The sequence below is a fragment of the Streptomyces sp. NPDC051664 genome (genome assembly GCF_044453545.1).
Classification (GTDB): Bacteria; Actinomycetota; Actinomycetes; order Streptomycetales; family Streptomycetaceae; genus Streptomyces.
Window position 1 is genome coordinate 151,913 of record NZ_JBITCU010000001.1, and the last position, 18,594, is coordinate 170,506.

General features: G+C 69.2%; 16 protein-coding genes and 1 pseudogene. 4 read left to right on the plus strand and 13 right to left on the minus strand.

Translation table 11 applies throughout. The features are described from left to right. Positions 1-82: 82 nt before the first annotated feature. Entirely contained in the window at positions 83-1,951 is a 1,869-nt protein-coding gene (locus ACIA8E_RS00735; RefSeq protein ID WP_399292833.1) for a ricin-type beta-trefoil lectin domain protein, read from the plus strand. A 73-nt stretch (positions 1,952-2,024) separates the two neighbouring features. Here the strand turns inward: ACIA8E_RS00735 and cimA are convergent, their stop codons facing one another. Both cimA and ACIA8E_RS00745 read right to left on the minus strand, forming a co-directional pair. Then, positions 2,025-3,632: a citramalate synthase gene (cimA, locus tag ACIA8E_RS00740; protein ID WP_399292835.1), complete on the minus strand. Its 1,608-nt coding sequence runs from the start codon at positions 3,630-3,632 to the stop codon at positions 2,025-2,027. Between the two features lie 278 nt (positions 3,633-3,910). Next, positions 3,911-5,248 (minus strand): MFS transporter, encoded by a 1,338-nt coding sequence (locus ACIA8E_RS00745; protein ID WP_399292837.1) that lies wholly within the window; start codon positions 5,246-5,248, stop codon positions 3,911-3,913. Positions 5,249-5,306: 58 nt separating this feature from the next. Between ACIA8E_RS00745 and ACIA8E_RS00750 the strand changes: the two genes are divergently transcribed. After that, complete coding sequence (locus tag ACIA8E_RS00750; protein ID WP_399292839.1) at positions 5,307-5,609, plus strand: hypothetical protein; 303 nt, start codon at positions 5,307-5,309, stop codon at positions 5,607-5,609. A gap of 12 nt (positions 5,610-5,621) precedes the next feature. Here the strand turns inward: ACIA8E_RS00750 and ACIA8E_RS00755 are convergent, their stop codons facing one another. The 6 genes from ACIA8E_RS00755 to ACIA8E_RS00780 form a co-directional block, all read right to left on the minus strand. After that, positions 5,622-6,221, minus strand: a complete 600-nt coding sequence (locus tag ACIA8E_RS00755) for a TetR/AcrR family transcriptional regulator (RefSeq protein WP_399292841.1) — start codon at positions 6,219-6,221, stop codon at positions 5,622-5,624. Positions 6,222-6,318: 97 nt separating this feature from the next. Further along, on the minus strand, positions 6,319-7,338 hold the full coding sequence (locus ACIA8E_RS00760) for an agmatine/peptidylarginine deiminase (RefSeq protein ID WP_399292843.1): 1,020 nt from the start codon (positions 7,336-7,338) through the stop codon (positions 6,319-6,321). 19 nt (positions 7,339-7,357) lie between these two features. Then, positions 7,358-9,040, minus strand: coding sequence for an urease subunit alpha (locus tag ACIA8E_RS00765; protein WP_399292845.1), 1,683 nt, complete (start codon positions 9,038-9,040; stop codon positions 7,358-7,360). Continuing rightward, positions 9,040-9,735, minus strand: coding sequence for an urease subunit gamma (ureA, locus tag ACIA8E_RS00770; RefSeq protein WP_356391558.1), 696 nt, complete (start codon positions 9,733-9,735; stop codon positions 9,040-9,042). The genes ACIA8E_RS00765 and ureA overlap by 1 nt, the downstream gene beginning before the upstream one ends. A 300-nt stretch (positions 9,736-10,035) precedes the next feature. After that, positions 10,036-11,124 (minus strand): branched-chain amino acid aminotransferase, encoded by a 1,089-nt coding sequence (locus ACIA8E_RS00775; protein ID WP_399292847.1) that lies wholly within the window; start codon positions 11,122-11,124, stop codon positions 10,036-10,038. 241 nt (positions 11,125-11,365) lie between these two features. After that, entirely contained in the window at positions 11,366-12,406 is a 1,041-nt protein-coding gene (locus tag ACIA8E_RS00780) for a 3-isopropylmalate dehydrogenase (RefSeq protein ID WP_399292849.1), read from the minus strand. 128 nt (positions 12,407-12,534) lie between these two features. Between ACIA8E_RS00780 and ACIA8E_RS00785 the strand changes: the two genes are divergently transcribed. Then, the gene (locus ACIA8E_RS00785; protein ID WP_399292851.1) at positions 12,535-14,109 is read left to right on the plus strand and encodes a purple acid phosphatase family protein; all 1,575 of its coding nucleotides are present in this window, start codon (positions 12,535-12,537) and stop codon (positions 14,107-14,109) included. A 17-nt stretch (positions 14,110-14,126) separates the two neighbouring features. On the opposite strand, the gene ACIA8E_RS00790 is transcribed toward ACIA8E_RS00785, so the two are convergent. Beyond that, complete coding sequence (locus ACIA8E_RS00790) at positions 14,127-14,255, minus strand: hypothetical protein (protein WP_093772350.1); 129 nt, start codon at positions 14,253-14,255, stop codon at positions 14,127-14,129. 184 nt (positions 14,256-14,439) lie between these two features. Continuing rightward, positions 14,440-14,727: pseudogene (locus tag ACIA8E_RS00795) on the minus strand (LysR substrate-binding domain-containing protein); the annotation flags it as partial. On the opposite strand from ACIA8E_RS00795, the gene ACIA8E_RS00800 reads away from it, so the two are divergent. After that, the gene (locus ACIA8E_RS00800; RefSeq protein ID WP_399292853.1) at positions 14,663-15,019 is read left to right on the plus strand and encodes a phospholipase domain-containing protein; all 357 of its coding nucleotides are present in this window, start codon (positions 14,663-14,665) and stop codon (positions 15,017-15,019) included. The pseudogene ACIA8E_RS00795 and the gene ACIA8E_RS00800 sit on opposite strands and share 65 nt — an antisense overlap. Before the next feature lie 133 nt (positions 15,020-15,152). Here ACIA8E_RS00800 and ACIA8E_RS00805 read toward each other — a convergent pair whose 3' ends face one another. The 3 genes from ACIA8E_RS00805 to ACIA8E_RS00815 all read right to left on the minus strand — a co-directional run bounded on the left by ACIA8E_RS00805 (position 15,153) and on the right by ACIA8E_RS00815 (position 18,497). After that, positions 15,153-15,698 carry a GNAT family N-acetyltransferase gene (locus ACIA8E_RS00805; protein WP_399292855.1) on the minus strand — a complete coding sequence of 182 codons (546 nt, stop codon included), beginning with the start codon at positions 15,696-15,698 and terminating at the stop codon, positions 15,153-15,155. A gap of 190 nt (positions 15,699-15,888) precedes the next feature. Further along, complete coding sequence (gene pruA, locus ACIA8E_RS00810) at positions 15,889-17,520, minus strand: L-glutamate gamma-semialdehyde dehydrogenase (protein ID WP_399292857.1); 1,632 nt, start codon at positions 17,518-17,520, stop codon at positions 15,889-15,891. A 50-nt stretch (positions 17,521-17,570) separates the two neighbouring features. Continuing rightward, complete coding sequence (locus ACIA8E_RS00815; RefSeq protein ID WP_267001528.1) at positions 17,571-18,497, minus strand: proline dehydrogenase family protein; 927 nt, start codon at positions 18,495-18,497, stop codon at positions 17,571-17,573. Between the last annotated feature and the right edge of the window lie 97 nt (positions 18,498-18,594).

The following is an 18,594-nucleotide window of genomic DNA, read 5'->3' on the forward strand; positions in this document are numbered from 1 at the left end:
ACGCGCGCCCGCAACGGCAGTTCACTCACGCCTCGATCGATGGCAACTCCCCCACAGTCCCTGCCGAGAAAGGCAGCAGCCCATGATCAGCTCAAGCAGAGCGGCTCGCGCACTCGTCGCCGCAGTGCTCGCGACCGCGGGTCTCAGCGGGCTCTCGTCCGGTACGGCGCAGGCCGCCGGAGAGACCGTGAACATCGCGCTGACCACGACGGACGACGCCGGTGGCCGGCATGTCACCCGTGGCCTGGAAGCCCAGGCCCCGATCGCCTTCGGCTCCGGGAACGGTGGCAGCGGTACGAACATCACGGTCGACGAGAACACCCGCTACCAGACGTTCACGGGCGGCGGCGCCTCGTTCACCGACACGGCCGCGTACTTGATGAAGAGCAGCGGGGCGCTCAGTCAGGCGACCCGCGACGCGACGATGAAGAAGCTGTTCTCCCCCACCGAAGGCATCGGGCTCTCGTTCGTACGCAATCCGATGGGCGGCTCGGACCTCGCCAGGACCGGCTACACGTACGACGACGTACCGTCCGGCCAGACCGACCCGTCGCTGGCGAAATTCTCGATCGCACACGATCTGGAGGACGTGCTCCCGCTGACCGAGCAGGCCAAGCAGCTCAACCCGGCGCTGACGACGGTCGCGTCGCCGTGGACCGCGCCGGCCTGGATGAAGGACAGCGGCCAGCTGAACGGCGGCTGGCTCAAGGCGGAGAACTACGGCGCCTACGCCGACTACTTCGTGAAGTACCTCCAGGCGTACAGGGACCAGGGCGTTCCGGTCGATTACGTCACCGCACAGAACGAGCCGACCTGCTGTTCCGGCTATCCGTCGATGAGCTGGAACGGCTCTGGGCTCGCCTACTTCACCAAGACCGAACTGCTGCCGAAACTCCAGTCCGCCGGGCTCGCCACCAAGGTCCTCGCCCACGACTGGAACTGGGACACCTACGACGCCTACGCGGCGGCCACGGTGGACGACCCGGCGGTGCGCAACCACCCGAACTTCGGCGGGGTCGCCTGGCACGGCTACGGCGGTGACGTCACCAAGCAGACGACCGTGCACAACCAGTACCCGGCGATGGACGCCTTCCAGACCGAGCACTCCGGCGGCACCTGGATCGCCGACCAGCAGCGCGAGGACATGCTCAACATCGTCGACTACACCCGTAACTGGGCGAAGTCGGTGACCAAGTGGTCCCTGGCCGTGGACCAGAACCGGGGTCCGCACAACGGCGGCTGCGGCACCTGCGACGGGCTGATCACCGTACACAACGGGGACAGCAGGAGCGGGCAGGTCGACTACAACATCGAGTACTACACGATGGGCCATCTGACGAAGTTCGTCCGGCCCGGCGCGCAGCGGATCGCCTCGACGGCCAGCTCCACCGTGCCCAATGTGGCCTGGCGCAACCCGGACGGTTCGAAGGCGCTGATCGCGTACAACGGCGGTACGTCGGCGCAGCAGATCACCGTCAACTGGGGCGGCCAGAAGTTCACCTACTCGCTGCCGGGCCGCACCTCGGCGACCTTCACCTGGTCCGGTAGTCCGTCCGGCTCCATCGGCACCTCGGGCGTCTTCTCGGGCCCTGCGGGCAAGTGCCTGGACGTCGCGGGCGGCAGCAGCGCCGACGGGTCGGCCGTCCAGCTCTATGACTGCAACGGCTCGGCGGCACAGCGCTGGACGGTCGCAGCGGACGGTTCCATCCAGTCGCTGGGCTCCTGCCTGGATGTGACGTCCGCGTCGACGGCCAACGGAGCAAAGGTGCAGCTGTACACCTGCAACGGTTCGTCGGCGCAGCGCTGGACGTACAACTCCTCGACGGGTGACGTCGTCAACACGGCCGCGGACAAGTGTCTGGACATCACCGACCAGTCGACGGCGAACGGGGCCCGTGCCCAGATCTGGACCTGCACAGGAGCCGCCAACCAGAAGTGGCATCTCCAGTAACAGGGCCGATCTGTCCGGGGGGAGGGGCGGGCCCGCGGAGACTGCTCCGTGGGTCCGCCCCTGGCCGGGGCGGCTACTCCGCGGGCTCGACCCCGGCCCGCAGCAGGCCGTAGGTGTACGCGTCCTCCAGCGCCTGCCAGGACGCCGCGATGACGTTCTCCGCGACGCCGACGGTCGCCCAGTCGCCGGTGCCGTCGCCCGTGGTGATGAGCACCCGGGTGGTGGACTCGGTGCCGGTGCGGCCCTCCAGGATGCGGACCTTGTAGTCGACCAGCTCCAACTTGGCGAGCTGCGGGTAGATCCGCTCCAGGGCGACGCGCAGCGCCCGGTCGAGTGCGTTGACCGGGCCGTTGCCCTCGGCCGTGGCGACGAGACGCTCACCCTTGGCCCAGACCTTCACGGTCGCCTCGTTGGCGTGGGTGCCGTCGGGGCGGTCCTCGACGATCGCGCGCCAGGACTCCGTACGGAAGTAGCGGCGTACCCGGCCCTCGACCTCGGCGCGCAGCAGCAGTTCGAACGAGGCGTCGGCGGCCTCGTACGTGTAGCCCTTGAGCTCACGCTCCTTGACCCGCTCGACGACGCGCCCGACGAGCTCGCGGTCGCCCCCGAGGTCGATGCCGAGCTCCTTGCCCTTGAGCTCGATGGAGGCGCGGCCCGCCATGTCGGAGACGAGCATCCGCATGGTGTTGCCGACCAGCGCCGGGTCGATGTGCTGGTAGAGGTCCGGGTCGACCTTGATGGCGGAGGCGTGCAGCCCGGCCTTGTGGGCGAAGGCGGAGACACCCACATAGGGCTGATGCGTGGAGGGCGTGAGGTTGACGACCTCGGCGATGGCGTGCGAGATGCGGGTCATGTCGGCGAGTGCACCGTCGGGGAGGACTGCCTTGCCGTACTTCAGTTCCAGGGCGGCGACGACGGGGAAGAGATTGGCGTTGCCGACCCGCTCGCCGTACCCGTTCGCGGTGCACTGGACGTGCGTCACGCCCGCGTCGACAGCGGCCAGGGTGTTGGCGACCGCGCAGCCGGTGTCGTCCTGGGTGTGGATGCCGAGCCGGGCGCCGGTGTCGGCGAGGACGGTGGAGACGACGGCCTGGATCTGGGCGGGGAGCATCCCGCCGTTGGTGTCACAGAGGATGACGACATCGGCGCCGGCCTCGGAGGCGGCCCGGACGACGTCCTTGGCGTACTCGGGATTGGCGCGGTAGCCGTCGAAGAAGTGCTCGCAGTCGACGAAGACCCGGCGGCCCTGTTCGCGCAGGTAGGAGACGGTGTCGCGGACCATCTCCAGGTTCTCGTCGAGCGTGGTGCGCAGCGCGAGTTCCACATGCCGGTCGTGCGACTTGGCGACCAGCGTGATCACCGGGGCGCCCGACTCCAGCAACGCCTTGACCTGCGGGTCCTCGGAGGCCTTGCCGCCCGCTCTGCGGGTCGCACCGAAGGCGACCAGCTCGGCGTTCTTGAACTCGATCTCCTGCTGGGCGCGGGCGAAGAACTCCGTGTCGCGGGGGTTGGCTCCGGGCCAGCCGCCCTCGATGAAGCCCACGCCGAAGTTGTCCAGGTGCCGGGCAATGGTCAGCTTGTCCGCGACCGTCAGGTTGATGCCTTCACGCTGTGCACCGTCGCGCAGTGTGGTGTCGAAGACATGGAAGCTGTCATCGGTGGCCTTGGCCTTGGTGGTCATGCTGATCTGACTCCTGTCGGATGAGTGGATCCGGACGATCGGGCTCCACTTGCCCCCATCATCGCGCGCGCATCGGCCCGGCCGAGGTGAGGGCCGGAAAACGAAAAAACCCCTCGCGGGTGCGAGAGGTCTGCGCGCGGGTCTGGGGCACGGTGGCCGCTCCGCATCTGGTGGTACGGAACGGTCACTGCGGACCGGCGCGCCTGTTGCCAATAATCATGACGAACAAGGACACAGAGGCAGTCTCGCACAGCACCGCCTCCGTGCCGTTGCCCGTCTCAGGATGCGGGCGTGACGCTCGTCGCCCTGGACGGCTCCGTCGCCTGCCCGGTCTTCCGGTCTGCCGCGCCGACCCGGCCCAGGTCGATGTCGCGGGTCTCGCGCATCGTCAGATAGACGACGAGGGAGACCGCGGCGCAGCCCGCCACGTACCAGTAGAAGCCCGACTCGATGCCCGCGTCCTTGAACCAGAGCGCCACATATTCGGCGGTGCCGCCGAAGAGGGCGTTGGCGAGGGCGTACGGGAGGGCGACCCCGAGTGCGCGGATGCCGGTCGGGAAGAGCTCGGCCTTCACGCAGGCATTGATCGACGTGTAGCCGGTGACGACGACCAGAGCGAGCAGCGCCAGGCCGAACGCGGGCCAGAAGGTCCCCGCGTTCTTGAGCATCGTCATGATCGGCACGGTCAGGAACGTGGAACCGACGGCGAAGGTGATCAGCAGCGGGCGGCGGCCGACCCGGTCGGAGACCATGCCGGCCAGCGGCTGGATGCACATGAAGACGAACAGGGCGCAGAAGCTGACGAGCGAGGCGGTGGACTTCTCCATGCCGGCGCTCTTGGAGAGGAACTTGGTGAGGTATGTCGTGTACGTGTAGTACGCGACGGTCCCTCCCATGGTCAGCGCCATCACAAGGAACGCCTCGCGCTTGTGCTTCCACAGCGCCTTCAGCGTGCCCCGGTCCTGCTGGGCGGCCGCGCCGGACTCGGCGTACACCTCGGTCTCCAGCATGGAGCGGCGCAGATAGAAGACGATGGCCGCGCCGAGCGCACCGACGACGAACGGGATGCGCCAGCCCCAGCTGTGCAGCGCCGCGTCGGACATGTTGCGCTGCAGAACGATCTGCAGGCCGAGTCCGACGAGCTGTCCGGCGGTCATGGACACGTACTGGAAGCTGGAGGCGAAGCCGCGCCGGTGGGGTGCGGACGCCTCGGTGAGGTAGGTGGCGCTGGCTGCGTACTCGCCACCGACCGAGAGGCCCTGGAGGAGCCGGGCCACCAGCAGGACGGCGACGCCGCCGTACCCCGCCACGGCGTAGGTCGGCGCGATGGCGATGAGGATCGCGGAGGCCGACATGAGGGTGACGGTGAGGGTCAGCGCGGCCTTGCGTCCCCTGCGGTCACCGATCCGGCCGAGCAGCCAGCCGCCGACCGGTCGCATGAAGAAGCCGACGGCGAAGATGCCCATGGTGTTCATGAGATTCGCGGTCTCATTGCCTTCGGGGAAGAACGAGTCCGCGAAGTAGACCGCGAAGGTCGCGTACACGAACCAGTCGAACCACTCGACCATGTTGCCGGCGGAGCCGACCCAGATTTTCTTCCACTGCTCTCGTCCCATGGTCTGTCACCGTGCCCCAACGGCCAGGAACGTAACAAGAGTGCATAGGGCAACGATCATGCGTACTTACGTGCGTTGCGTTCACGGCCGGGCGAACAGCCGCATCGGCGGCGGCGGTCCGGTCCACCCGATCGGCGACGGGGCGGCGCGGTTGCCGGCGGTAGGGATCCGCGGTGACCTCGCAGCCGCCCACCGACCCGCCGTTATCGCCGTCGGCGCGGTGGTGGTGGTGGCGCTGGGGCTGGTCGTGCCGCTGCGCGCCATCGGCGGCGACAACCCGGCCGGCGGCTCCTCGCCCCCTGCGGGCACCGGCGCGACCACGACCCCGCAGCCCACAGGAAGCCGGCTGCCGCAACGGTGACGGGCGGCGGCGTCAGGCCAGCGAATCGTCCAGGAACTCCCGTACATGGGCGAGGATTCCGCCCCGGTCGGTGCCCGGCAGGCCGATCGCCACATGGATGCTGAACCCGTCGAGCAGGGCGCGCAGCCGGGTCGCGTACCGCTCGGCGTCGACGGCCCGGAACTCCCCGAGCGAGGCGCCCTCCGCCAGCAGCGCCACCAGGTCCCGGTGCCAGGCCCGCTCGATCGCGGCCTGCCGGGCACGCGCGTCGGCGTCTGCGTTCTGCGAGCGGTTCCAGACCTCCAGCCAGAGCGTCCAGTGCGGATCGCGGTGACCGTCGGGGATGTACAGATCGACGTACGCGTCGAGCCGCTCGCGGACCGGGATCTGCCGGGCCAGCAGTTCCCTGCGCTGTGCGCCGAGCCTGCCCTCGCTCCACTCCAGGGCCTGCAGCAGCAGCTCGTCCTTGGTGCGGAAGTAGTAGAGGAGATGCCCGCTGCTCATGGAGACCTCACGGCCGAGACCGGCCATGGTGAGGCCGTCCAGACCGCGTTCGGCGATGGTGGCCATGGCCGCGGCCAGCACCTCCTCCCTGGGCGGGGCGGTGTTGCGGCGGCGCGGGCCGGGGGTCATCGGAGGGCTCCCACGGTCCAGCCGTCCGGCACCGGGTGGATGCGCCGGAGCGCCTGACCCTGTGCGGCGTGCCGGACGTCGCTCTCCATGAAATCCATCAGACCCTCGGCTGCTGCTGCGTGATGCAGTGGATGCCTCCACCACCCGCGAAGATCGTACGTGCGTCGACCAGGGTCACGGTCCGCTCGGGGTAGAGGCGGCGGAAAATACCCGCGGCGATCTCGTCGCGGGGGTCGTCGAATCCGCACAGCACCAGGCCGCCGTTGCAGACGTAGTGGTTGATGTACGAGTAGTCGACCCAGTGACCGTCCTCGTCCCGCACCACGGTCGGGGCAGGGACCTCGACGACCTCCAGGTGACGGCCCCGGGCGTCGGTCCGCGACCTGAGCATCTCCACGTTCTCCTTGCAGAGCTCGTGGTCGGGGTGGGACGGGTCCGGCTGGGTGTGGACGACTACGACTCCGGGGCCGGCGAACGCGGCGACGATGTCGACATGGCCGAGGGTGCCGAAGCCGTGCGGCGGGTAGTCACCGGTCAGACCGCACTTCAGCCAGATCGCCTTCGTGGTGCCCAGCCTGGCGTGGATCTCGGCCTCGACCATTTCCTTGGTCCAGCCCGGGTTGCGTTCCTTGCCGAGTTGGACGGTCTCGGTGAGCAGGACGGTGCCCTCACCGTCGACGTGGATGCCGCCGCCCTCGTTGACCAGCGGCGAACTGTGCACGGGGACCCCTGCGAGATCCGCGACATGGCGGGCGATCTTCGCATCGTGTTCCCAGGTCGCCCAGTCCTGTGCGCCCCAGCCGTTGAAGACCCAGTCCACGGCGGCCAGTCGGCTGCCGTCGGTGACGAAGGTCGGACCGATGTCACGCATCCAGGCGTCGTCCAGTTCGCGCTCGACCAGGTCGATGTCCGGGCCGAGTGCGGCGCGGGCGCCCTCCGCCTGGCCGGGACCGACGACCATGGTGACCGGTTCGAAGCGGCGTACGGCGCGGGCCACCGAGGCCCATGCCCTGCGGGACTCGGCGAGGTCGCCACCGGTGAACGTGACGTTGGGCCCCGGCCAGGCCATCCAGGTGCGCTCGTGCGGGGCCCACTCGGGCGGCATACGGAAGGTCATGTCGTCGGACTCCTCGTTCTTACAGGAAATAGAGGCGGTTGAGGGAGATCGATTCGGCGGGTCCGGAGCGCACCGGGTCACCGTCCAGCGTGACCAGCCCGCTGTGCCCGTCCACCGCCACGTCCCCGATACGGGAGTTGAGCCGGAGATCGGCCGGACCGATCCCACGGGTGCCGCGAACGGCGACCCTGCGCCGTCGTGTCGGCATCAGGTCGGAGCCCAGATCGGTCGCGGCCTTTGCCACGAAGGCCACCGAGAGGTCCGCGGGGGTCGCCCCGTACGCCCCGAACTGCGGTCCCAGGACGAGGGGTTCACAGGTGTCGGTCGCGGCGTTGGGGTCTCCCGTCACTCCGTAGGCCGGGAAGCCCGACTTGAGCACGAGCTGCGGCTTCGCCCCGAAGTACTGCGGCTTCCAGAGCACGATGTCGGCGAGCTTGCCCACCTCGATCGATCCGATCTCCTGCGCGAGACCGTGTGCGATGGCGGGGTTGATCGTCAGCTTCGCCATGTAGCGCAGCACCCGGGCGTTGTCGTCGTGCGCGCCGTCGCCCTCCATCGGGCCCAGCTCGGCCTTCATCTTCCCGGCCATGGCGAAGGTGCGGCGCACGGTCTCGCCCGCGCGCCCCATCCCCTGGGCGTCCGACGAGGTGATGCCGATCGCGCCGAGGTCGTGCAGCACGTCCTCGGCACCCATCGTCCCGGCCCTGATCCGGTCCCGCGCCATCGCGGCGTCCCCGGGCAGGTCGGTCTTGAGGTCGTGGACGGAGACGATCATCCCGTAGTGCTCGGCGACCGCGTCCCGGCCGAACGGAAGGGTCGGGTTGGTGGAGGAGCCGATCACGTTCGGGACGCCCGCCATCTTGAGGACGTTCGGTACGTGGCCGCCACCGCAGCCCTCGATGTGGAAGGCGTGGATCGTCCGGCCGTCCAGGACCCGCAGGGTGTCCTCGACGGAGAGACATTCGTTCAGCCCGTCGCTGTGGAGGGCGACCTGTACGTCGTGTTCCTCGGCGACCCGCAGGGCCGTGTCGAGCGCCCGGGTGTGCGCGCCCATGTCCTCGTGCACCTTGAAGCCGGACGCGCCGCCTTCGGCGAGCGCCTCCACCAGCGGCGCGTCGTCGGAGGACGAACCGCGGGCCAGGAAGCCGATGTTGACCGGCCACGCGTCGAAGGCGTTGAAGGCGTGGCGCAGCGCCCACGGCGAGTTGACTCCGACGCCCCAGACGGGGCCGAACTCCTGGCCGATGACGGTGGTGACACCGGAGGCGAGCGAGGCCTCCATGATGCGCGGCGAGAGCAGATGGACATGGGTGTCGACGGCGCCGGCCGTCGCGATCATGCCCTCGCCGGACACGATCGTGGTACCCGTACCGACGACGACGTCCACACCGTCGAGCGTGTCCGGGTTCCCGGCTCGTCCGATCGAGCAGATCCGGCCTTCGCGGATGCCGATGGAGACCTTCCGGATGCCCAGCGCCGCGTCGATGACCAGCACATTGCTGATGACGACGTCACAGGTGTCGCGTACGGCGGCGGCCTTGAGGTGCAGGCCGTCGCGCGCGGTCTTGCCGAAGCCGGCCAGGAACTCGTCGCCGGGCGCCTGCGCGTCCGACTCGACGCGCACCACCAGGCCGGAGTCGCCGAGGACGACCCGGTCGCCGGCGCGCGGCCCGTGGACCGATGCGTATGCGTAGGGGTCCATCAGGCGTCCTCCGCCCCGAGATAGCCGCAGGCCGCCGCACGCCGCAGGGCCTCTTCCTTCGCTCCGGGCGCGTCCAGCGGACCGTCGACCAGGCCCGCGAAGCCGATCGCGATCCGGGCACCACCGATCGGCAGCAGGCCGACCTCGGTCTCGCCACCCGGATCGAAGCGGACCGACGCTCCGGCGGGGACGCACAGCCGCATTCCGTACGCCGCGGCCCGGTCGAAGTCGAGCCGCGGGTTGGCCTCGAAGAAGTGGAAGTGCGAGGTGACGCTGACCGGGACGGTCGCGGTGTTGCGCACGGTCAGCCGCAGTTCGGGCCGGGGCTCGGCGTGCGGCGGTGCGGGCAGTACGGCGCCGGGCGCGGCGTCCGCCGGCCGGACTCCGGTGCCGGCGCCTATGGGGTCGGAGACGACGGCGAGCCGGGAACCGTCGTCGAAGACGGCCTCCACATGCACCTCCGTGACCACGTCCGCCACGCCGGGCAGGACGTCGTCGGGTCCCAGCACGCTGCGCGCGGCCTCGATCGCCTCCGCGAGTCGCCGCCCGTCCCGGGCCGCCTCGCAGACGGTGTCCGCGATGAGCGCGGTCGCCTCGGGGATATTGAGCCTCAGTCCACGCGCGCGGCGCGCCCGTGCCAGTTCGGCGGCGCCGAAGAGCAGCAGCCGGTCACGCTCGGTCGGGGTCAGTCGCACGTCACCACACCTCCTGTTTGAGCATCACTCTAATCATGAATTCCCCGTGTGAGAACCATCGGCAAAGCACCGTACCCGAGGTCACATAGAGCGGCACTCAAATCGTCGGACTGGGGGTCGCCTCATGCCGGTGGAACAGCGCGGGGTCGAGACCGTCCCGGAACCGGCGGAGCGCTCCACGCGACCCCGTCCCGTCATCCGTCCGCTCGGGGCTACCGGCCCGTGGGGCGTCCGCACGCAGAAACGACTTCGCCCGCCCTGGCGGCTGCCGGGGCGGGCGAAGTCGTACGGGACCGTGAATCACCCGAGCGGGTGCATCCAGCCGTGAGTGTCTTCCGCGATACCACGCTGGACGTCGAGGAGCCGGTCGCGCAGCTTCATCGTGACCTCGCCGGGCTTGCCGTCACTCTGGGTCCACTCGCCGCCCGCGGACTTGACGATGCCGACGGGCGTGATGACGGCGGCGGTGCCGCAGGCGAAGACCTCGGTGAGGGTGCCGTTCTCGGTGTCGGCGCGCCACTGGTCGATGGAGACGCGGCCCTCCTCGGACTCGTAGCCGAGGTCACGGGCGACCCGGAGCAGGGAGTCACGGGTGACACCGGCGAGCAGCGAGCCGGTCAGGGCCGGGGTGACGATCTTGTTCCCGTACACGAAGTACAGGTTCATGCCACCGAGCTCCTCGACCCACTTGTGCTCGACCGCGTCGAGGTAGGCGACCTGCTCGCAGCCCTTCTCGGCAGCCTCGGCCTGGGCGAGGAGGGACGCGGCGTAGTTGCCGCCGGTCTTGGCGTCGCCCATGCCACCGGGGACGGCGCGGACCCGGTTCTCGGAGAGCCAGATGGAGACCGGCTTCACGCCACCGGGGAAGTAGGCGCCGGCGGGCGAGGCGATGACGATGAAGAGGTACTCGTTGGCGGGCTTCACACCGAGGCCGACCTCGGACGCGATCATGAACGGGCGCAGGTAGAGCGATTCCTCGCCGCCGTGCGCCGGAACCCATGCCTTGTCCTGCTGGACCAGCACGTCGCACGCCTCGATGAACGTCTCCACCGGCAGCTCGGGCATGGCGAGACGGTGCGCGGAGCGCTGGAAGCGCTTGGCGTTGGCCTCGGGGCGGAACGTGGCCACCGTTCCGTCGGGCTGGCGGTAGGCCTTGAGCCCTTCGAAGATCTCCTGCGCGTAGTGCAGGACGTTGGTGGCGGGGTCGATCGACAGCGGGCCGTAGGGGACTAGCTGGCCGTCGTGCCAGCCGCGGCCTTCGGTCCACTTGATGATCACCATGTGATCGGTGAAGTAGCGGCCGAATCCGGGGTTGACCAGGATCGCCTCGCGCTCCGCGCCGGACAGCGGGGTCGAAGAAGGCTTGAGCTCGATCGTGGGCGTCGTCATGAGTGCGTGTCCTTCACCGGTTTTGTGTGTGAGGGACCGCGCTCACGCCGCTCCTGTCAGACAGGTGCTAGGACGTCCGAGCTTCATCGCAAGCCACGGCCCCGTTCGATTATCGCTCGATGGGGGCCATGCACGAAATGACGTGAATGCGGTCCAGGGATCGATGGTGGCACCCGGGACCACACAGGAGAAGCCGCCGGGTGCGGTTGCGACCCGGCGGCTTCGAAGTGGAGTCGTCGGGTCAGCCGGCTACGCGTACCGCGAGCGCGTCGCCGATTTCCGAGGTCGTACGAGGGGTGTCGCCACGTTCCGCGAGGTCGGCGGAGACGGCGTCCTCGATGCGCACGGCCTCGGCCTCGTAGCCGAGGTGGCGCAGCAGGAGGGCGACGGAGAGGATCGCGGCCGTGGGGTCGGCCTTGCCCTGGCCCGCGATGTCCGGGGCGGAGCCGTGGACCGGCTCGAACATCGAGGGGAACTCGCCGCTCGGGTTGATGTTGCCCGAGGCCGCGACGCCGATGCCGCCGGAGACGGCCGCGGCGAGGTCGGTGATGATGTCGCCGAAGAGGTTGTCGGTGACGATCACGTCGAAGCGCTCGGGCTGCGTGACGAGGAAGATCGTCGCCGCGTCCACGTGCAGGTAGTCGGTGGTGACGTCCGGGAACTCGGCCGCGACCTTGTTGAAGATGTTGGTCCACAGGTGCCCGGCATGGGTCAGCACGTTGTTCTTGTGGACCAGCGTCAGCTTCTTGCGCGGGCGGGCCTGGGCGCGGGCGAAGGCGTCACGGACCACACGCTCGACACCGAACGCGGTGTTGACCGAGACCTCTGTGGCGACCTCGTGCGGGGTGCCGGTGCGGATCGAGCCGCCGTTGCCGGTGTACGGGCCCTCGGTGCCCTCGCGGACCACGACGAAGTCGATCTCCGGCTGACCCTTGAGCGGGGTCGCGACACCCGGAAGGAGCTTCGACGGCCGCAGGTTCACATGGTGGTCGAAGAGGAAACGGAGCTTCAGCAGGAAGCCGCGCTCCAGGACACCCGACGGGACCGAGGGGTCACCGATCGCGCCGAGCAGGATCGCGTCGTGCTGCTTGAGCGCCTGGGCATCCGCGTCGGTGAGGGTCTCACCGGTCGCGTGGTAGCGCTTGGCGCCGAAGTCGAACTCCTTGGTCTCCAGCTTCACATCCTGCGGGAGAACAGCATTGAGGACCTTGAGGCCCTGAGCCACGACCTCCTGGCCGATACCGTCACCAGGGATCACTGCGAGATTGATGCTGCGAGACATGTCGGCACCTTACTGCTCGTCCCACCCCATGACATTTTACGTCCACCATACGGACACATGGGGAGCTGTACGTGTACCGTTCACGCACTCGACGGGAGTGCGTCAACCGACGGGTGGATGTTCGGGCCATGGACATCCCTCGCTTCGGAATTCCCGAGAAGCTCGCCGACCGAATGAGCATGGCTGAGCAGCACGACTACCTGCGCACCCGGCTCACCCGGCGTGGCGCGCTCCGCGCCGGTGCGGCGACCGCGGCCGTCGTCGGCGCCGGCCTCTCCACCGGGCTCGCCGCCTCGCCCGCCTACGCCGCGCCCACCGTGCTCTCCTCGCGCGGCTCCTCCACTCAGGTGGACGGTTCGCTGGTCGCCCCGTTCGGCCGGCATCTCGCGTACGGCGCCGACCCGAAGACGCAGATGCGGATCTCCTGGCAGGTTCCGTTCGCCGTCGGGCGCCCGTACATCCGGATCGGGCTCAAGCCGTGGGCGCTGAGCCGGAAGATCGACGCCGAGGTGCGGCATCTGACGACCCCGCTGCTCAACGACGGCAAGATCGCGGCCGCCGAGCAGCTCTACGTACACGCGGGACTGGACCGGCTGCAGCCCGGCACGACGTACTACTACGGCGTCGGCCACGACGGCTTCGACCCGGCCGACACTCGCAACCTGGGCACGCTCGGTACCTTCACGACCGCGCCCTCGCACGCCGAGCGCTTCACCTTCACGGCCTTCGGCGACCAGGGTGTCAGCTACCACGCCCTCGGCAACGACCAGCTGATCCTGGGCCAGCACCCGGCCTTCCACCTGCACGCGGGCGACATCTGCTACGCCGACCCGTCCGGTTCCGGCCAGTCGAGCGACACGTACGACGCCCGCACCTGGGACCAGTTCCTGGCGCAGACGGAAACCGTGTCGAAGACCGTGCCCTGGATGGTGACCACCGGCAACCACGACATGGAGGCCTGGTACTCGCCGGACGGCTACGGCGGCCAGAACGCCCGCTGGTCACTGCCGGACAACGGCCCCGACCCGGTGGGCCAGCCCGGCGCCTACTCGTTCGTGCACGGCAACGTCGGCGTGGTCGCGCTCGACGCCAACGACGTCTCGTACGAGATCCCCGCCAACTTCGGGATCAGCGACGGCGGACAGACCCGCTGGCTCGACCGGCGCCTCGGTGAGCTGCGGGCGCGTCACGACATCGACTTCATCGTCGTGTTCTTCCACCACTGCGCCTTCTCGACGACCAACGCGCACGCCTCGGACGGCGGGGTGCGGGACGCCTGGGTACCTCTCTTCGAGAAGCACCAGGTGGACCTGGTCATCAACGGCCACAACCACGTCTACGAGCGCACCGACGCGATCCTGAAGAACGCGGTCGCGCGGAAGGTGCCGATCGGCGAGCGCACCGACCCGACGCGGGACGGCATCGTGTACGTCACGGCGGGCGGCGCGGGCAAGGCGCTGTACGACTTCCCGGCGCCGGACACGTACGAGGGGCACGTCAAGGACCAGGAGAGCGTGAACACGTACCACGTGGTCAAGGGCGGCGGCAGGGCCACCGAGACCGTGGAGTGGTCGCGGGTGCGCTACACCGGCTTCTCGTTCCTCGCGGTCGAGGTCGAGCCCGGGCGGCACGCCCGGATGAAGGTCACCGCGCTCGCCGAGTCGGGCGAGCGCATCGACCACTTCGAGATCAGCCGCGGATGAGTTGAAGCCCGCCGGTCTCAGTGACCGGTGGAGCCGCCGTTGTCCCTGCGGTCGAGGGCTCGCTGCAGGGCGGCGGCGGCATTCTGGCGCTCCGACTCGGTCGGGCGGTGGGTGTGACGGACGCGGCGGACAGTCGTCTCGGCCATGGTGGATCGACTCCTTGAGATCGCGAGGATTTCGAGATCGAAAAATCGTGAACGTGATTTCGAGATCGGGATTTCGAGGCGCCGGAAGGGGCGGGGAGCGGATGCCGCAGGGGTTGCCTGCATGGGGGCACGTGCTCACGACCGCCAGTCGCTGGATCTAGCGAGACGTTCGGCTTCTACAAAGCTAGGGCAGCCCGGCCGGTCTGTCTCCACAATTACTCGGACTTCCTACTATCTGAGACGGAGGTTTGGCGCCGCCCGCCCGCAGTTCTCGGATCAGGGCCCGCACGGCCGGCGATCGTGCCTGCTCAGAGGTGGTGACACAGCCGACGGACCGGGTCGGCCGTGCCGGTCCGAGAGCGGTGATCCCGACGTTGGCGGGTACTCCCTCCAGGGAGAGCTGCGGCATGATCGCCATTCCGAGACCACGGGACAACATCGAGAGCACCGCTCCGTCGTCCTCGGTCGCCACGTTGCCGCAGGGCCTCCCCCGGCCCGGGCGAGGCGGCAGGACCGCCATCCGGTTCCGGCTGTGCAACGCGTCCACGGCAGCGGTGAAGTTCACCACCAGATCGAACAACTACCGTGCCGACGGCCCGTGGACGTACACCGTGCCTGCGGGCGGTTCCACGGAGGACTACTTCAACGCCGTCGCCGGGCAGAACGGCTGGTACGACTTCACGGTCACGGCCGACGCGGACAGCACATGGTCGCGCCGGTACACGGGCCACATCGAGACGGGGGCGGCGAGCATCAGCGGCTGACCGTCAGGACCTGACGGTCACACCCCGGCGGTCAGGCCCTGCGGACCCACCGCCCCGCAGCAGCTGCAACCGCGTCTCTTCTGCTTGCAGCGCCCCCGCGGTCCGGGACGCGGGGGCGCTGCGGCGGGTCCCGTCACAGCACATCGCCGTCGCGCCAGTCGAAGATCAGCTTCCGGGACGTGGAGGGCAGCGGGCGTCCGGCCGCGCCACGGACGTACGTGCTGCCCTCCTCGTCCGGCAGCGGCGCCACGCCGCTCAGCCCCTGCACGCCGATCTGCCCCTGCCACACCTGCCAGCCGCGCGCCGCGTACAGCGCGGCCCCGGTGGCGGAGGCGGACAGTGCCCCGAAGGCGTAAGCCCCGTCGATGACCCGCTCCAGCGCCGTCATCACCCGGTCGCCGAGCCCCTCACGCCGCCGGTCGGCGCGGACCGCCACGCCCTCGACATATCCGATGCGGTACGAGCGGTGGGCGTGGATCACCCGGCGCTGGACGACACTCCCGTGCGCAAGGAGCCCACTGCCGTCGCGTGCGTAGGTGTGGATGCCGCCAAGGGTGTGGTCCCAGTCGTCGTCGCTGAAGCCGCCCTCGAAGGCGGTGTCGAGGAGGGCGCGGATCCCGTCGCGGGCGGTCGGGGTCAGCTCGTAGGTGTGCACGGTGTGCCACAACGGCTCAGTCATGTCCCCCAGCCTCTCAGGCACCTGCGCCAACGGGTCTTCGGTGCGCATTTGAGTAGTTGCCACGTGTCGAAGAGTGGCGCGCCGAACGAGAGTTGGCCCCATGAAATGGAATCCGCCCCCGTCCGACTGGGGGAGCCGGACGGGGGCGGGATCTGTGGCGGGGTGCGGGTGCGCCGCACCCCGGAGGGCGTCAGCCCTGGTGGGGGTAGGTGTAGTCGGTCGGCGGGACCAGCGTCTCCTTGATGGCGCGGGTCAGCGTCCAGCGCTGCAGGTTCTGCGGGGCGCCCGCCTTGTCGTTCGTGCCCGAGGCACGGCCACCGCCGAAGGGCTGCTGGCCGACGACGGCACCGGTCGACTTGTCGTTGATGTAGAAGTTGCCCGCCGCGTAGCGGAGCTTCTCCATCGTGTACGCGGCCGCGGCGCGGTCGCCCGAGATGACCGAGCCGGTCAGCGCGTAGTCGGAGACCGACTCCATCTGCTCCAGCATCTCGTCGTACTTGTCGTCCTCGTACACGTGGACCGCGAGGATCGGGCCGAAGTACTCGGTCGTGAAGACCTCGTTGGCCGGGTCGGCGCACTCGATGACCGTCGGGCGGACGAAGTAGCCGACCGAGTCGTCGTACGTGCCACCCGCGACGACGGTGCAGGACGCGTCGGCCTCGGCCCGGTCGATCGCGGCCTTGTTCTTGGCGAACGCACGCTCGTCGATGACGGCGCCGATGAAGTTCGACAGGTCGGTGACGTCACCCATGGTGATGGAGTCGACCTCGGCCGCGAACTCCTCCTTGAAACCGGAGTTCCAGATGGAGGCCGGGACGTACGCCCGGGAGGAGGCCGAGCACTTCTGGCCCTGGAACTCGAACGAGCCACGGGTCAGCGCGGTCTTCAGGACGGCGCGGTCGGCGCTGGGGTGCGCGACGACGAAGTCCTTGCCGCCGGTCTCGCCGACCAGACGCGGGTAGGTGCGGTAGTTGGCGATGTTGTTGCCGACCGTCTTCCACAGGTGCTGGAAGGTCGGGGTCGAGCCGGTGAAGTGGATACCGGCCAGGTCGCGGTGGTTCAGGGCGACCTCGGAGACGGCGATGCCGTCGCCGGTCACCAGGTTGATGACGCCCTTGGGCAGACCGGCCTCCTCCAGGAGCTGCATCAGCAGCACGGCGGAGTGGGTCTGCGTCGGGGACGGCTTCCACACCACGACGTTGCCCATGAGAGCGGGGGCGGTGGGCAGATTGCCCGCGATGGCCGTGAAGTTGAACGGCGTGATCGCGTAGACGAAACCCTCCAGCGGGCGGTGGTCCATGCGGTTCCACACACCCGGGGAGTTGGCCGGGGGCTGCTCGGCCAGGATCTGGCGCGCGTAGTGCACGTTGAAGCGCCAGAAGTCGACGAGCTCGCACGGGGTGTCGATCTCGGCCTGCTGAGCGGTCTTCGACTGGCCGAGCATGGTCGAGGCGGCCAGCGTCTCGCGCCAGGGGCCCGACAGCAGCTCGGCGGCGCGCAGGATGATCGCGGCGCGGTCGTCGAACGACATCGCACGCCACGCCGGGGCGGCGGCGAGGGCGGCGTCGATCGCGTCCCGGGCGTCCTGCTCGGTGGCGCCGGCGAACGTACCGATGACGGCCTTGTGGTTGTGCGGCTGTACGACGTCGAAACGCTCGCCGCCACCCATCCGCCTCTCGCCGCCGATGGTCATCGGCAGGTCGATCGGGTTCTCGGCGAGCTCCTTGAGCTTCGCCTCCAGACGGGCGCGCTCCGGGGAACCCGGGGCGTAGGAGTGGACCGGCTCGTTGACCGGCGCGGGGACCTGGGTCACAGCGTCCATGAGTGCCTTGTCTCCTTGCTTCAGCGGGGTGGGGGCAGCGGGCGGGCGGGTCAGCCCTTGGTGAGGATGGAGCGGGCGAAGAACAGCAGGTTGGCCGGCTTCTCCGCGAGGCGGCGCATGAAGTAGCCGTACCAGTCGGTGCCGTACGCGGTGTAGACACGCATCCGGTGGCCCTCGGCCGCGAGCCGGATGTGCTCGTCGCTGCGGATCCCGTAGAGCATCTGGAACTCGTACTCGTCCAGTTTGCGCCCGGCCTTGCGGGCGAGCTCCTGCGCGATGGCGATGAGCCTCGGGTCGTGGGACCCGATCATCGGGTAGCCCTCGCCCTCCATGAGCGTCTTCAGGATGCGGACGTACGCCTTGTCGATCTCGGCCTTGTCCTGGTACGCCACGGAGGCGGGCTCCTTGTAGGCGCCCTTCACGATGCGGACGCGGCTGCCGGCGGCGGCGAGGCGGCGGGCGTCGTCCTCGGTGCGGAACAGGTAGGCCTGGATGACACAGCCGGTCTGCGGGAAGTCCTTCCGCAGCTCCTCGTGGATGGCGAACATCGAGTCGAGGGTGGTGTGGTCCTCGGCGTCCAGGGTGACCGTGGTGCCGATCGCGGCGGCGGCCTCGACGACCGGGCGGACGTTGGCGAGCGCCATCTCGTGGCCGCCCTCCAGCGCCTGGCCGAACATCGAAAGCTTGATGGACATCTCGGCCCTGGTGCCCAGGCCGAGGTCCTTCAGGCGGTCGATCAGCTCCAGGTACGCGTCGCGCGCGGCGGTGGCCTGCTCGGGCGTCGTGATGTCCTCGCCGACGACGTCGAGGGTGACCTCGAGGCCCTTCCCGGTGGCGTCCTTGATGATCGGGACGACCTGCTCGACCGTCTCGCCGGCGATGAACCGGTCGACGACCTGCTTGGTCCCCGGAGCAGCCGAAATGAAACGGCGCATCTTGTCACTGCGCGACGCAGCGAGGATCACGGGAGCCAGCACGGGGCACCTCCAACGGAAAGATATGAACGAGGGCGGTACCGGCAGGAACTGAATCAGACCGGTACAGCACGGAGAACCACCGTGAAATCTAAGGATC